The organism is Streptomyces sp. NPDC088252 (genome assembly GCF_044740965.1).
GTDB lineage: Bacteria > Actinomycetota > Actinomycetes > Streptomycetales > Streptomycetaceae > Streptomyces.
Genome location: NZ_JBIURS010000037.1, coordinates 1 through 14,592, shown reverse-complemented (window position 1 = coordinate 14,592; position 14,592 = coordinate 1). Strand labels below are relative to the sequence as shown.

Here is a 14,592-nt window from a genome sequence, read left to right as displayed (position 1 = left end):
CAATTGGATCCCGAGGACGTGGATGAGGACGGTGAGTGGGCCGTGTGCACGTGGGCGAGCTGGCGGGCCGCGCCACCCGAGCGGCACGCGAACGCAGCCCGCTCTTCGGCCGTCAGGGCCGACGGCTGCACCTGCGGGGCACGTACTCTGCGTGGTGGTGCCGGCCGGAGCCGGCGGTAGTGCGTAGCGCGGGAGCGGCCGGACAGCCGACAGGCGGCCGTGATGCCCAGCTGAGCCTCGACGCCGGTGAACGCCTCGTCCACGACAGGGTCGGCGGCAGGCTTCAGTCCGCGCTCTCGGAGATCATTTCCAAGAGCGCGGAAGCTTTTCCCATCACCTCGAGTGCGGCCTTGTTCCGTGCCAGGTCCTTCTGCAACCGCTCCACCTGCTGCCGCAGCTTCTCGTTCTCCACCTCCGCGGCGGACTTCTTCGCACGGGCCGGGCTGGTCCGGCGGTCGACAAGGTTTTCCAGGGCCCCGGCATCCCGGGCGGCCCGCCACTCCTTGACATGCGACCCCTCTCACCTCGCCCTCACAACTGGGTCAGCCCAGCAGTGCGCTCAAAGAACCCTCGGTGGTGTGCTGTTCGCGGCGCATCGCGCCCCGGGCCAGATGTACCAGCTCTTCTGGCGTGAGGGCGGTGAGCGTGCGGTGGAAATGTGCGATGAGGTCGTTCGTGGCCCCGGTCAGCGCTGCGTCGTCGTTGGGCCGGGCGGGCAGTCCGTCGCCGTCCAGCAGGAGTGCCTCAAGAACGGCGTACAAGTGGGCGGAGCCGGCCTCGCGGACCGTGAACGAGAGGTGAGCGGACGTGCTCCCCCCGGTGGCTTCGGCCACATGCGCGAACCCCCTCGGTACGTAGAGGACTTCGCCCTGACGCAGAACCACGTCCAGCAGCGGATCCCCCGGGTCGCCGTCCACGCGCTCGGGCTGCCAGTTCCCGTCGGGCGGTCCCGGATACACACGCCACCGCTTCGAGCCGTGTATCTGCACGGCCAGCACGTCGGTGTCGTCGCGGTGCACAGCACGGCCCTGCGTCCCTGGCGGGGTGAGAAAGAAGAACGCCTCCACCTGGCGTTGAAAACACTCCGCAAGCCCATCGGCCAGTTCCCGCACGCCTGCGTGCCACTGGTCGACGTACCGCAGAAGGAGCGTGGCTCCCTCATCGCCGATCAGTCGGCGCACCGCCCCGGCATCCACGTAGCGGTTGTCGATCCCGCCCAGGACGACACGGGGGGAACAGTAACGCTCCTCCGGTACAGGACCGTCCTCGTGCACGAGCGTCGCGTAAGGGGTGGTGAGGAGACCTGCATCCAGGATCCTGTCCAGCTCGGCGACCGTCAGCATCTCCATCAGGGGTGTGCGGGGATGCAGTACGGCGGGTGAGCGGCGCCACAGGGTGCGATGAAATGCCTGCTCGTCGCCCACAAATCGTGCAAGCGGGTCCATCGTTGCCTCTCCACGTTCCATGCCGTCGGCGTGATCAGACGGTCTGACGGTTGCTGTACGCACGCGGTCGTGCCCGGCCGATGACATCATCCGGCGTGACTGCGTCGAGCTGTGCGCTGAGATGGTCCAGGAGGTCGGCCGCGGTGCGCAGTAGGGCGTCATCGTCCAGCGGACGGCCCGGCAGAGCCAGGCCGTCGACGATCCCCGTCAGGAGAGCGGTGCGCAGATGCTCCGCACCGGCTTCCCTCACCACCACTGTCAGATGAGCCGACGAGGAGTCGCCCACGGCCGCGGCGGTGTGCGCGAAACCTCTGGGCACGTACAACACTTCACCGGCCTCAAGGACCGTGTCCAGCAGTGGCGCTCCCGGATTCTCCTCGCGGACCGGCGCCCAGTCGCCGTCGGCCGGACCCATGTACACCTGCCAGTGCTTGGCACCGCTGAGCTGGATCGCCAGCAGGTCCCCGTCGTCCCGGTGCACCGGACCCCGGCGGCCGGGACGACTCAGGAAAAAGAACGCCTCGACAAGACGGCCAAGCCGCTCGGCAACGCCCCTCGTGAGTTCACGCACCGGGGGATGCCATTGGTCGACATAACGGAACTGCAGGGTCGCCCGCTCCTCATCGATCAGTTGCCGGACCGCCGCCGCATCAACGTACCCCTGGGCAGGGCTCCCGGTAATGACGCGCGTCGGACAGAAACGCTCGTCGGCGATGCTCCCCTGTGCGGTGTACAGGCCGACATACGGAACGCGCAGCAGCCCCGCGTCGAGGAGCGCGTCCACGTCCGAGAGTGTCAGCACCTCCAACGGCGGTTCCTGCGGCCGCAGAAGCACCGGTTCCTTCCGCCAATACGTACCCAGGAGCCGCTCCACGTTCGGTACACACCGTTCCAGCCAGTCCATTGTTCCGTCCCTCTCTGAGCGGACCCACCGGTGTGAGCACCGGCGGGTCCCGGACGCGCTTGCGCGCACTCGCGTGCGCGTCGGTCAGCCGATCACATGACGTCGGGGTAGCAATCCCCGCACCCGGCCTCGATCTTCTGGTCCGAGGTCGGGGACGCGGCGGCATCCCCGACAGACGGCACGAAGAACGCCCCTCCGGCAACGGCGAGCGCCGCCACACTCAGCGCGGCACGCTTGGAGATCTCCGCACGCTTCAACGGCTCTACAGCCTGGGAATACGACATGACCACTCCTTTCCCCGGCAGCGGTTTCCACCGCGCTCGGGTGTTCACTCGGCCCCGGTTCCGAGGCCGAGACAGATCTTGCGTCGGCCCACGTACGGAGGAGAAGCAGCGCTGACGTATTCCATACGCCACTTACGGATCTCTGATGCGCCCTCTCCCTCTCCTACGGTGTCCTATGTTGTGAGTTGCAGGAGTCGTCGTTTGTAGCAGCAAAGGGTGACGGCGAGTCCGAGGACGGCGAGGTAGTTGCGGGGGTGGCGTTCGTAGCGGTGGTTGAGTCTGCGGTAGCCGGTCAGCCAGGACGTTGGGTCGGCCGCGGCCGAGCAAACGAGGAGGGCGGACCCGTAGCACCACCGTCCAGCAACTTGCAAAGGGCGCCGAGCTGACCGAAGGCATGCACATCGGCCCGTGGAATACGACGCCGTGCCTGATCCTGTCCACAGAACTCAGGGGCAGGGCGGAATCGTGGTCAATGCCCTGCAGGCGCGAGGCGAATCCCTTCTCCCCCTCCGCACACCGGGTGCCCCGAGAAACGCCGATGTAGAGATCCGAGACAAGGCCGGCATCCCCTACCCCAACGCCATTCACATACCCGCCCACGACGGGAAACGAGCACGGACCGTCGACGGCTTCCAAGTAGCCGAGGCCGACCGCGGTTGGTTCGGTCAGCTCCTGGCCCGTACCGGAGCTGCCAACCTGACCGCTCTGGCCGGCGGAGGACCCCAAACCGCCCAGCACCTCACCACGCGCCAGGGACGACAGCACTACGACGTGCCCACCTTCGCCGCCACATCAAGCGTTGACGACGCAGACATCCAAGTCGGCGGCACGAAATTCGTCGGCACGGACCATGTCTTCCGTATGGGGTCCGTACGTATCGAGGCATTCTCCGGCATGGCCGAGCACCTTTACGAACTCATCAAGAAGGGCCGCGTGGAGGAATACCGCCAAGCCGCCTTCCAAAGCCGCTCGACCCCGCACAACACCCACGGAACCGGCAGCTGGAACGGGCCGATCTCCTTTCACGCCGACGGCACCGTCATGGCCCTGAGCGTCCTCCCCATCCGCAGGCGGCACCCTCGCTGAACGCACCGCACCGTCGTCACCGCCTGCCCCGCAGCAGAAGCGACGCGGACGACCCGGAGCCCGACAAAACCGCATCGCTCTGCCCCACAGCCGGGCCCGCCACCATGCCAAGGGCCCCGCCGGATGCTTGGGTCCGGCGGGGCCCTCGCATCTCACACGCGACTCACCAACTGCAGAGACGCGCCTGGACCAAAATGAGCTGACCTGGTCTTATGCGCCTCACATGGGCCACCTGGACCGCACAAGACGCGATCTACAACCTGTGCCATGTGGTACCGAGATAGGGGCCCAGGACCAGGACCGGTGCGTCTTCTGGCCCGTCAAAGCGGTATTGGAGGGTGTTCGGCAGTGTCTCGCTCACCTGCCTCACGCTCTCATATCTCACAACAGCCCCTATGACGGGGTCACGATCGCATGGCCCTGACCAGGTGGAACACCTCGCGGGCAGCGTAACGCTTGAGGCACCGGACGATTTCGCGCCGGGTCTTGCCCCCCTTGAGTCGGCGTTCGCAGTACTCCTGGGTGCGCGGGTCACAGCGCAGGCGGGTCTGCACGATCCGGTGCAGGGCGGCGTTGGCCTGCCGGTCGCCGCCGCGGTTGAGGCGACGGTACTGCCTCGCGTCTGAGGAACGCTCGACGGGGCTGACCCCGCACAGTGCGGCAAACGACGCTTCACTGGCCAGACGCTCCGAAGGGGCTGCTCGGCCGTAAGAGCGCCAGGGGTTCCACACCTACGACCGGGGCTGAGGGGCCCAGGGTCCACCGCCGGGCTGATGGGGCCTGCGGTGCTGTGGAGCGGGGCGTGCGGCGGACGGTGGTCTGCCGCACGCCCCTTCAGCATGCCTGGCCGGACCGATCCCGTGTCTCACGTCACGTTCCGGAATGTGAACAGCGGTGCCCCGGGGGTAGCCCACCCTCTAGTCTGGCCGGTGCAGCTGGTTCGCCCTGTCCGCCAGGCAGGCGCGTCGTAAGAGGGAACCCGGTGGGAATCCGGGACTGCCCCGCAGCGGTGAGCGGGAACGACCGCCGTCATACGCACTGGATCCGGTCGGATCTGGGAAGCGACGGCCACTAGGAATCTGCCCCGGCAGATGTGCCCGCGAGTCCGAAGACCTGCCCGTTGCCCGCACGCGACCGATCGCGTGCGGATATCCCGGTGACCTCGTGGGCGGGTCGGCGTACATACCAGACGGAAGACCGCGCCCATGGCGTGCGTAAGATCCGTCCGGTTCGTCATCCCTTCGCGTCCGTGTCCCGTCTCCGGGATCTCAAGGAGTCATCTCGCGAAGGAGATTTCCGTGACAGCGAAGTCCGCAGCCGCGGCAGCACGCGCCACCGTGTACGGCTACCCCCGCCAGGGCCCGAACCGGGAGCTGAAGAAGGCCATCGAGGGTAACTGGAAGGGCCGGGTCACAGCCGACGCCCTCCGCGAAACGGCGGCCGACCTGCGCCGGTCCAACTGGCGACAACTGGCGGATGCCGGTGTCCACGAGGTGCCCACCGGCGACTTCTCCTACTACGACCACGTCCTGGACACCAGTGTCATGGTCGGCGCCGTCCCCCAGCGCCATCGTGAGGCCGTCACCGCCGACGCACTCGACGGCTATTTCGCAATGGCCCGCGGCACCCAGGACGTGGCGCCGCTGGAGATGACCAAGTGGTTCGACACCAACTACCACTACCTCGTCCCCGAGCTCGGCCCGGATACCGTCTTCACCGCCGACTCCGCCAAGCAGGTCACCGAGCTCAAGGAAGCCCTCGCGCTCGGACACACCGCCCGGCCTGTGCTGGTCGGCCCTGTCACTTACCTCCTGCTCGCCAAACCCGCCCCCGGGGTGGCGGCCGACTTCGAACCGCTCACCCTGCTGGACCGACTGCTGCCGGTCTACGCAGAGGTACTCGCCGATCTGCGTGCCGCCGGCGCGCAGTGGGTCCAGCTCGACGAGCCCGCGCTGGTCCAGGACCGCTCCCCGGCCGAGCTGAACGCCGCCGCCCGCACCTACCGTGAACTCGGTCTCCTGACCGACCGGCCCAAGCTGCTCGTGGCCTCTTACTTCGGCCGGCTCGGCGAGGCGCTCCCCGTGCTGGCGAAGGCCCCGGTCGAGGGCCTCGCACTGGACTTCACCGATGCTGCCGCCGCCAACCTCGAAGACCTTGCCGCTGCCGGCGGGCTGCCCGGCAAACGGCTCGTCGCGGGCGTCGTCAACGGCCGCAACATCTGGATCAACGATTACGAGAAGTCCCTCTCGACCCTCGCCACCCTCCTCGGCCTCGCCGACCGGGTCGACGTGGCCGCGTCCTGCTCCCTGCTGCACGTCCCCCTCGATAAGGCACCCGAACGGGACATCAACCCGCAGATCCTTCGCTGGCTCGCCTTCGCCCGGCAGAAGACCGCCGAAATCGTCACCCTGGCCACGGCACTGGCCCAGGGCACCGGCTCCGTCACCGCGGAGATCGCCACCAACCGGGCCGACCTCGTCTCACGCGCGAACTCCCCCATCACCCACGACCCCGCCGTACGGGCCAGGACCGCCGCCGTCACCGACGCCGACGGCCGTCGCTCCCACCCGTACACCGAGCGCGCCGCCACCCAACGTGCCCACCTCAAACTGCCGCTGCTGCCTACGACCACCATCGGCTCGTTCCCGCAGACCGATGAGCTGCGCACGGCCCGCGCCGACCTGCGCGCGGGCCGGATCGACACGGCCGGTTACGAAGGCCGGATCAAAGCCGAAATCGGCGAGGTCATCTCCTTCCAGGAGAATGCCGGCATCGACGTCCTGGTGCACGGCGAACCCGAACGCAACGACATGGTCCAGTACTTCGCCGAACAGCTCACCGGCTACCTCGCCACCCAGCACGGCTGGGTCCAGTCCTACGGCACCCGCTACGTCCGCCCGCCGATCCTGGCCGGCGACATCTCCCGCCCCGAACCGATGACAGTGCGCTGGACCTCATACGCCCAGTCGCTCACCGACCGTCCGGTCAAGGGCATGCTGACCGGTCCCGTCACCATGCTGGCCTGGTCCTTCGTCCGCGACGACCAACCGCTCGGCCACACCGCCCGGCAGGTCGCCCTCGCCCTGCGCGACGAGGTCGACGACCTGGAAACCGGCGGCACATCGGTCATCCAGGTCGACGAACCCGCCCTGCGCGAGACCCTGCCCCTGCGCGCGGCGGACCACGCCACGTACCTGGCCTGGGCCACCGAGTCGTTCCGCCTCACCACCAGCGGCGTGCGTCCGGACACCCAGATCCACACCCACATGTGCTACGCCGAGTTCGGCGACATCGTCCAGGCCATCGACGACCTCGACGCCGACGTCATCAGCCTGGAGGCCGCCCGCTCCCACATGCAGGTCGCCCGCGAACTCGCCGCACACGGCTACCCGCGCGAAGCGGGCCCCGGCGTGTACGACATCCACTCCCCGCGCGTCCCCGATGCCGACGAGGCCGCCGCCCTGCTCCGCAAGGGACTCAAGGCCATTCCCGCCGAACGGCTGTGGGTCAACCCCGACTGCGGCCTGAAGACCCGCGGCTGGCCCGAGACCAAGGCGTCCCTGGAGAACCTGGTCACCGCAGCCCGCACGGTCCGCAGTGAGCTGCCCACGCCCTGACCGAGAAGTTCCCAAAGGGCCGGGGCGCGTTCCAGCGCCCCGGCCCCGGCTGACGAACAGGCGCGTCTCCAGGAGACCCTGGAGGGACTCCCCGTCGACCTCACCACGCCCGACGTCACCCTGGCCGTCGAAATCGACCGCAACGAGACGTACCTGTCCTGGACGCGGCACCCCGGGCTGAGCGGGCTGCCCGTCGGGGTTCCCGTGCCCCTCGCCTCCGCCGTGCCCGTCGTGCTGACCGCCTCCGAGCACCACCGGCTGAAGAAGATGACCTACGGCCACAAGACCCCACATCAGGCCCGGCAGCGGGCAACCATCGTGCTACTGGCAGCCCGAGGGCATCCCAACGCCCGGATAGCCGCGCAGACGCGGCTGCACGTGGACACGGTGCGCACCTGGCGGGGCCGCTTCGCCGCTGGTGGCCTGCCCGCCCTGGCCGACCGTAAGCGGTCCGGCCGGCCAGTCTCTTTCAGTGCGCTGCAGGTTGCCGAGGTCAAGGAGCTGGCCTGTCAGTTACCCGCCGAGACCGGCGCGCCGCTGTCGCGCTGGTCGTGTCCGGAGCTGGCCCGGGAGGTGGTCGCCGGCTCAACGCCGGGTCGATCTCCAATTCCACCGTGCGGCGCTGGCTCAAACAGGACGCACTCAAGCCCTGGCAGTACCGGTCCTGGATCTCCGTGCGCGACCCCGCCTTCCGGCGCAAAGCCGCGCGCGTGCTGGACCTGTACGCCCGCACCTTCGACGGCATCCCGCTGGGCGAGAACGACTACGTGATCTCCGCGGACGAGAAGACTTCAATCCAGGCGTGCTGCCGCTGCCACCCGACCCTGGCACCCGGGCAGGCCCGAGCGATGCGCGTCAACCACGAATACGACCGCGGCGGCGCATTGGCCTACCTGGCCGCCTACGACCTCCACCGCGCCCGTGCCTTTGGCCGCTGCGAACCCAAGACCGGCATCAGGCCCTTCATGAACCTGGTCACCCATGTCATGACCACCGAGCCCTACGCCAGTGCCAGACGCGTCTTCTGGATCGTCGACGACGGCTCCTCCCACCGCGGGCAGAAGGCCGCCAACCGCTCGACCAGTGCATTCCCGAACGCGCTCATGGTCCACACCCCCGTCCACGCCTCCTGGCTCAACCAGGTGGAGATCTACTTCTCCGTCGTGCAGCGCAAGGTCGTCTCGCCCAACGACTTCACCGACCTGGCCCAGGTCAGGGACCGGCTCCGAGCATTCGAAGACCGCTACAACGCCACAGCACAGCCATTCCAGTGGAGGTTCACCACCTCCGACTTGGACGACCTGATGGCCAGGCTCGACCGACACACCGCCGATCACCAGGAAGAATCCTCCGCGCAGCCAACTACATGATCAACCCCCGAAGGACTTCCGACGTTGACCACTTAGGGGCGTGCTCGACCTCGGGCCCGACCAGCTGTGAGCTGCTGTGATGTGATCGTCCTGCGGTGTCTTTCAGCGTCCGTCACCGTCCGTCTGCGTTGTCACGCAGTTAGCCCTGGGTATTCAGCGGAATTGGGCGATCTGACGACCCGATAGCAGAAAGGTGCCGCTGACCTGCAAGGATGCGAGTGTCTAGGTCGTATCCGCTGCAGAAGTTAGGGCACCTTTCTGGTGAGCGAGCGTACAGGGTGGGACCGTCGGCTGTCGGTAGTGGCTGACGGGAAGAGGCTGATTGGGCATGCCGGGGCGGTACTGCTGCGTCGGCGTGCGGACCGGACAGGGCTGACGGACGCGCTGGCGAGGGTGCCGCCGTCCAGCACGGTGGTCGGCTGGCGGTGCCGGGCGGCAGTGCTGGTTCAACTGGCGGTCGCGATCGTGCTCGGGGCCGAGAACCTGTCGGAGGCCGAGCAACTCCAGTTACATCACCGGCCGCTGTTCGGGTTCGCGGCCTCGGATACCACAGCCCCGCCCTGCCGACCCTGGCTTGACTGCCCGCTCCCAGCCCCGACGAGGCAGGGAAAGGAGTACGACCGGACGACCTCCCGGGAGCCGTGGAACCCCGGTGCAGCCGCAGCGACACGCGAATGCCCCGTCCGACGCGGGACAAACAGGGTGAACCAGCAGCCCGGTCAAACCATCACGGTCGCTGACGAATCGAGGTTAGAGGGTTACAGCACAGATCTGGTTGCCTGTCTGTGACAGGTTGCGTCTGGAAACACCCCAACCCTCCTGTCGCGTGCGGTAGATCACCGTGCATATCGGTAACTGGTGCCTGCTTTTGCACAGTTGCCCCGAACTCGGGCTTTCCTCCTTCGATATGTTCACGACTTCACCACCACTTGGTGTAGTCGTAAATAATGGGAGGGGAAATCGTGACCGATCCTTTGTCCGTGCCGCGGCGCGGGCAGGTGCGGCCCGGAGGAAGAACCCTGCGCTGGGTAGCGGGAACTCTCAGCCTGGCGGTGTCCGCCGCTCTGCTCAACGGCGTGAGCTCCGCGGCTGAAGCGCCGGACCATCCTGCGGCTGAGAACGAAGCTCCGGTGACGCAGGCGGCGGACCTCGCTTCCGCGCGTGCTGCTGCGCGTCTGTCGGGAAAGCGAGTGGAGGCCCTGTCGGAGCGCACGGAGGCGTCTACGACGTGGGTGAACAAGGACGGGTCGCTGACAACTGAGGTTTCTGCGGGTCCTGTTCGGTTCTATGACCAGGATGCCGGCTCGTGGCGCGGCATCGATGTGAATCTGGCCCGCGGTTCCGATGGTTCCGTTGAGGCCAAGGCGCACCCCCACGGTCTGAAGCTTTCAGGGGGAACCGGCCGTCCGGCTGCGTCGCTCGAGGCGGCGCAGCAGGCCGCGGCCACGGACCTGGTGACGCTGGGCGAGGGTGATCAGCGGATCACCCTGCAGTGGAAGGGCGGGCTGCCTGCGCCGAGACTGGACGGGGCCCGTGCCGAGTATGTGAACGCGGTACCGGGCGCGGACGTGGTGGTCGAGGCGACACGTTCCGGATTCGAGCAGTTCGTCGAGATCAAGCAGCGTCCCGAGGCCGACGACTACAGCTACACGCTGCCGTTGAAGGCCAAGGGCCTGAAGGCGAAACAACTTGCCGATGGCAGTGTGCTGTTCACCGACAACCAGAACAAGAAGCGGGCCGTCATGCCGGCCCCAGTGATGTGGGATGCCACCGTCGACCAGCGGTCGGGTGAACACACGCGCAAGTCCAAGATCGGCCTGACGGTGGTACAGAAGGGCTCGTCCGTCGACCTGGTGGTCACCCCCGACGTCGAGTTCCTCGCCGACCCGGACACCCGGTACCCGGTCACCATCGACCCATCCACGTCGGCGCTGTCCAACGTCTTCGCCACCTATGTGCAGCAGGGGGTGTCGGTCGACCAGTCGACCGACACCGAGCTGGACTTCGGTAACCCGGGCACGAAGAACGCGGACGGTACCCCGCGCACCGCGCAGACCTTCATCTCCTGGAACACCACACCGTTTCAGGACGCACTGGTCCTGAACGCGAAGCTGTCCTTGTACAACTTCCACTCGGGCAACACCGACTGCAAGGCGTACCCCTGGGATGTGTGGACCTCCGGAGCCGCTTCCACCTCCAGCCGGTGGGCCAACCGCCCGGCGATGACGGTGAAGAAGGCCACCTCCACCGAGACGCGCGGCAATTCGGCGTGTACGAGCACCCAGCCCCAGGGCTGGATCAACGCCGATGTGACCACGCTGGCGCAGGAATGGGCGTCGGCCAAGGCCACCCGCGGCCACATGGGCATCAGGGCCTCCGACGAGTCGGTGGTGGCGCAGTGGAAGCGCGTCAACTCCGCCAACGCGGCCTCGAACCCGCCGAAGCTGGTGGTCAACTACAACTACCGGCCGCGCACGGGCACCAAGCAGCAGGCGGGCCCGCCATACACGCAGGACAAGACGGGCACCTGGCGCGTCGACACGACGACCCCCACCTTGAGGGACACGTTCGTTGATCCGGACGGTGACAAGGTCAACGGCACATTCCAGATCTTCGATGACGCAACCAACAAGCAGGTCGGCGAAGTCCTGGTCTCCCCGTTCGTGGCCAGCGGAACGCCAGCAGAGGTCAAGGTGCCGGCCGGGCAGCTCCAGCACGGGCGCACCTACCGGTTCCGGACGAATCCCTACGACGGTACGCACTACAACCTGGAATGGTCGCCGTGGGCAAAATTCAGTGTGAGTCCTCTGCCTGGTACCCCGCAGGATCTGCAGACCGGCGCCGAGCAGACACTGACCCCGATCCTGTCGGCCGTGGTCACCGATCCCGCCCAGGGAAGGGTGAGCAGTGAGTTCACGCTGAAGGATGCTGCGGGGGCTCCGCTTCCGGGGCTCACCCTGAATCCGGTGTGGACGGACAGCGGGTACCGGTCCGCCGTGCAGATCCCCGACGGGGTACTCACCGACGGTGCCACGTACTACTGGAACGTCCGAGCCTGCACCTCGGTCGGCTGCTCACCATGGTCGGCGCTGCAGAAGCTCACCGTGCGGGTGCGGCCCCTGCCCGTCCCCGAGTCCAAGACCCTGACCCTCACCGATGGCGGGCTGGCTGCCTCATCCACTGCGACGGGCTGCGACGACGCGTGCCCTGCCACCCCTGATGGGAAGATCCTCGCTGGACGGGCCGACGGGCATGACTGGGCCACGTGGATCAAGGCGGACCTGTCGCCCCTGCCCCGCGGGTCCTTTGTGACCGGGGCCAAGCTGTCCCTCACACGCGCCGACTGCACCACCGGGTGCACGGCCCAGAAGTTCGACCTGTTCCAGCTCGCCACCGCGTGGTCTCCGTCGCAGAGCGGGAAGGAATTGCTCGCCGCCGCAAGTGAGGAGAGCTACAGCTCCGGTGAGGAACTCACCGCCACCGAACTGGGCCCCCTGGTGCAGTCATGGACCGAACTGGAGGACAACACCGGTTTGCTGCTACGAGCAGTAGGCGAAGCACCGGGTGCGGCTTACTACTCGGCCTCGGCCGGCGACGCGACGAAGCGGCCGCAGCTCACCATCGAGTACGTCCTGCCGTCCGCTCCGGGACCGGTCGAGGACATCGCTGTCAGCGCCGGCGACAAGGGACTGCTTGCTCGGTGGAACCCGCCGCTCAGCGGTGGAGCCGCTGGTGAGGAGACCGGCTACACGGTGAAGGTGGAGACAACGGACGGGCTGGTTGTGGCCGAGGTCGAGAGCACCGTGCCCCGCGCGGTGGTCACTGGCCTGGACAACTCCCGCGCCTACCGCGTCGGGGTCACGACACACAACACCTTCGGTAACGGGCCTGTTTCGCGCTCCGCGCTCTCCCAGCCAGCTGCTGTCTCCGGCGGCCCGGACCTGTACAAGACGTACGTGCAGGACTACCTCGAGGCACGCGGACGGATCACGACCGGGGGGAGCCTCACGGCCGGGGACGCCGCTGCCGAGTCCGCTCACGGCGGAGTCTTCCGTGAGCTCCTCGAGGCCCAGGAGGAAGGTCTCGTCGGCGCACGAGAGGCCTTGGAGAAGCGCGGCCAGAGTTACAGCTCGGCGTCCGCTGAACTGAGCGACGTGCTGGTGCGCCGCGGCGAGAACACTGCCGAGGTGATCGTGCACGCGACCGTGAAGGAGTTGGAGACGGTACGCACGGGCGGCGTCGACGACCGAACCGAGGCCCGCAATGACAAGCGGTTCACCTTCGCCGTCAAGGATGGTGTCGTGGTGCTGCTTACGGAAGCCGATGACGCCTCCGCTGGTCTGACGCTGTCCCCGACCGCCGCCGCCGAGGCCCAGGTGGAGTCAGAGGGGCCGGAAGATGTCGATCTTCCGGCTGACGACGACGCCCTGGACCTGGACGACGACGGGTTCCCAGTCACCGACGGCTTACCGCTGGTCACCACTCTCGCCAGCGTCGTCGATGGGAGCGGAACCGCGAACTGGGCGTACAAGAACCGTGGTACCAAGTGGGAGTACAAGCAGGACTGCACCAACTTCGTGTCCAAGGCCCTCTACTACGGCGGCCACATGAAGTTCCGGAACGGTGGCCGCAAGGCCGACCACTCCTGGTGGCAGGAGTACTGGCTCTTCGGCACGATCAAGAACAAGACCTACACATGGTCCGCGGCAGAGAATCTGCGCCGCCACGTCACCAGGTACCGCCACTCGACGATCATCTCGAAGGCAAGCCAGGCCAAGGTCGGTGACATCATCTTCTTCAAATGGAAGAAAGAGAAGGTCTACAACCACGCTGCAGTGGTACGGGCCAACTCACGTGGTGAGATCCACCTCGTCCAGCACGGGATCAAGGAGCTGACTACGCTCAGCGACGTGATCGCCCGTTACAAGAAGAAGAAGGATCCGATTGAGAAGATCCTGGTCGTCCGCGTCAAGGACAGGTGACGCCATGAGGCACAGAGCCGTATACGGAACCGCGGCAGCCCTGCTGCTGAGCCTGTCGGCGTGCTCGCTGATCGGCTCGCCGGACCTCCAGTACGAAACGGATTACGCCAACCACGAACCACTGCACGTGTTCGGCTATCCGTCCACCGGCTCCCTGCAGGTGGTCCAGGAGGTCGTGTGGCGCATCGCCGACGGCAAGGCCGGGGATCTGGAGAAGCTGGCGACCAGCGACAGCACCGACAGCGAGACCCGGAAGACGGCCGCGAACTGGATCAAGGGCTTCCAGAAAGGGGCGAAGGGAAAGGTAGCGGCCGACTTCTACGACGAGGCATCCGAACGCCAAGTCGTGGTGCTGTACTTCCAGGACACTCACCAGGTCAAGGAGATCAACGTTCGGCCGGACGGCCTCGCCGGTGAGGACGGTTGGCAAGTCCTGATGAACGAAACCAGCTTGAAGGAAGCCACCAGCGCGCCTACTTGGGCTCCTAAGGAGCCCGGCGGGAATGGATCGGTCTCCACAGGCTGAGCCCGGATCCGGGTACAGCAGGCAAGGGGCCCGGCAACGCTGGGCCCCTTTGCCGTGGTTCGCCGCCAGAGACAGCCGGGCTTGATCCGGTGTGTGTCGCGGGCCGCAACCGGGGTTCGGACTCCCGTTTGATCCGCCGCCCCAAAAGGTGCCGCCCGTCACGCTCCGGGAATGGTCACGCGAGTCAGGCCGCGGAAGCTCTCCAGCCTCTCCAGCAATCGCCGCATCCCCTCCCGGCCGGCGGGCAGCCTCATGGTGTCCTCTGGCACGGCGGTGCGCGACGGTGAGGTGACCCCCGGAGTGTGGACACAGGGGTTCATGCTGCGAGTGAGAGTTTAGCTGTCTTGTGGTGGTGCTGTTCGAATTCCATCGGGGAGA

General features: G+C 67.1%; 10 protein-coding genes, 4 pseudogenes and 1 riboswitch. Of the genes and pseudogenes, 8 read left to right on the top strand and 6 right to left on the bottom strand.

What is annotated here, in order from left to right:
* Positions 1-283 precede the first annotated feature (283 nt).
* The 5 genes and pseudogenes from ACIOHC_RS40070 to ACIOHC_RS40050 form a co-directional block, all read right to left on the bottom strand.
* Positions 284-412: a hypothetical protein gene (locus tag ACIOHC_RS40070; protein ID WP_268270499.1), complete on the bottom strand. Its 129-nt coding sequence runs from the start codon at positions 410-412 to the stop codon at positions 284-286.
* A 130-nt stretch (positions 413-542) separates the two neighbouring features.
* Positions 543-1,445: a JmjC domain-containing protein gene (locus ACIOHC_RS40065; protein ID WP_365694386.1), complete on the bottom strand. Its 903-nt coding sequence runs from the start codon at positions 1,443-1,445 to the stop codon at positions 543-545.
* Positions 1,446-1,479: 34 nt separating this feature from the next.
* Entirely contained in the window at positions 1,480-2,349 is an 870-nt protein-coding gene (locus ACIOHC_RS40060; RefSeq protein ID WP_365694384.1) for a JmjC domain-containing protein, read from the bottom strand.
* Positions 2,350-2,441: 92 nt separating this feature from the next.
* Entirely contained in the window at positions 2,442-2,633 is a 192-nt protein-coding gene (locus tag ACIOHC_RS40055; protein ID WP_327277389.1) for a hypothetical protein, read from the bottom strand.
* 173 nt (positions 2,634-2,806) lie between these two features.
* A pseudogene (locus ACIOHC_RS40050) lies at positions 2,807-2,935 on the bottom strand (IS5/IS1182 family transposase); the annotation flags it as partial.
* A 106-nt stretch (positions 2,936-3,041) separates the two neighbouring features.
* Here ACIOHC_RS40050 and ACIOHC_RS40045 point away from each other — a divergent pair.
* Positions 3,042-3,719 carry a hypothetical protein gene (locus tag ACIOHC_RS40045; protein WP_401846443.1) on the top strand — a complete coding sequence of 226 codons (678 nt, stop codon included), beginning with the start codon at positions 3,042-3,044 and terminating at the stop codon, positions 3,717-3,719.
* A 404-nt stretch (positions 3,720-4,123) separates the two neighbouring features.
* Here ACIOHC_RS40045 and ACIOHC_RS40040 read toward each other — a convergent pair.
* Positions 4,124-4,408: pseudogene (locus tag ACIOHC_RS40040) on the bottom strand (transposase); the annotation flags it as partial.
* Between the two features lie 230 nt (positions 4,409-4,638).
* Positions 4,639-4,855, top strand: a riboswitch (cobalamin riboswitch).
* Between the two features lie 162 nt (positions 4,856-5,017).
* Here ACIOHC_RS40040 and metE point away from each other — a divergent pair.
* The 7 genes and pseudogenes from metE (at position 5,018) to ACIOHC_RS40005 (ending at position 14,214) form a co-directional block, all read left to right on the top strand.
* Positions 5,018-7,336, top strand: coding sequence for a 5-methyltetrahydropteroyltriglutamate--homocysteine S-methyltransferase (gene metE, locus ACIOHC_RS40035; RefSeq protein ID WP_401846440.1), 2,319 nt, complete (start codon positions 5,018-5,020; stop codon positions 7,334-7,336).
* Positions 7,337-7,603: 267 nt separating this feature from the next.
* Positions 7,604-7,852, top strand: a pseudogene (locus tag ACIOHC_RS40030) (helix-turn-helix domain-containing protein); the annotation flags it as partial.
* A 98-nt stretch (positions 7,853-7,950) separates the two neighbouring features.
* Positions 7,951-8,706, top strand: coding sequence for a transposase (locus tag ACIOHC_RS40025; RefSeq protein ID WP_401846438.1), 756 nt, complete (start codon positions 7,951-7,953; stop codon positions 8,704-8,706).
* Positions 8,707-8,967: 261 nt separating this feature from the next.
* Positions 8,968-9,495, top strand: a complete 528-nt coding sequence (locus ACIOHC_RS40020) for a hypothetical protein (protein ID WP_401846435.1) — start codon at positions 8,968-8,970, stop codon at positions 9,493-9,495.
* A 263-nt stretch (positions 9,496-9,758) separates the two neighbouring features.
* Positions 9,759-11,528, top strand: a pseudogene (locus tag ACIOHC_RS40015) (DNRLRE domain-containing protein); the annotation flags it as partial.
* Entirely contained in the window at positions 11,505-13,688 is a 2,184-nt protein-coding gene (locus ACIOHC_RS40010) for an amidase domain-containing protein (protein WP_401846465.1), read from the top strand. The pseudogene ACIOHC_RS40015 and the gene ACIOHC_RS40010, both read left to right, overlap by 24 nt.
* A 4-nt stretch (positions 13,689-13,692) precedes the next feature.
* The gene (locus ACIOHC_RS40005) at positions 13,693-14,214 is read left to right on the top strand and encodes a hypothetical protein (RefSeq protein ID WP_401846433.1); all 522 of its coding nucleotides are present in this window, start codon (positions 13,693-13,695) and stop codon (positions 14,212-14,214) included.
* Positions 14,215-14,592 lie beyond the last annotated feature (378 nt).

Bases quoted from the DNA above. Each gene is read 5' to 3' on its own strand.
- ACIOHC_RS40005 (WP_401846433.1), top strand. From the start codon at position 13,693: ATGAGGCACAGAGCCGTATACGGAACCGCGGCAGCCCTGCTGCTGAGC.
- ACIOHC_RS40060 (WP_365694384.1), bottom strand. From the start codon at position 2,349: ATGGACTGGCTGGAACGGTGTGTACCGAACGTGGAGCGGCTCCTGGGT.
- ACIOHC_RS40065 (WP_365694386.1), bottom strand. From the start codon at position 1,445: ATGGACCCGCTTGCACGATTTGTGGGCGACGAGCAGGCATTTCATCGC.
- ACIOHC_RS40055 (WP_327277389.1), bottom strand. From the start codon at position 2,633: ATGTCGTATTCCCAGGCTGTAGAGCCGTTGAAGCGTGCGGAGATCTCC.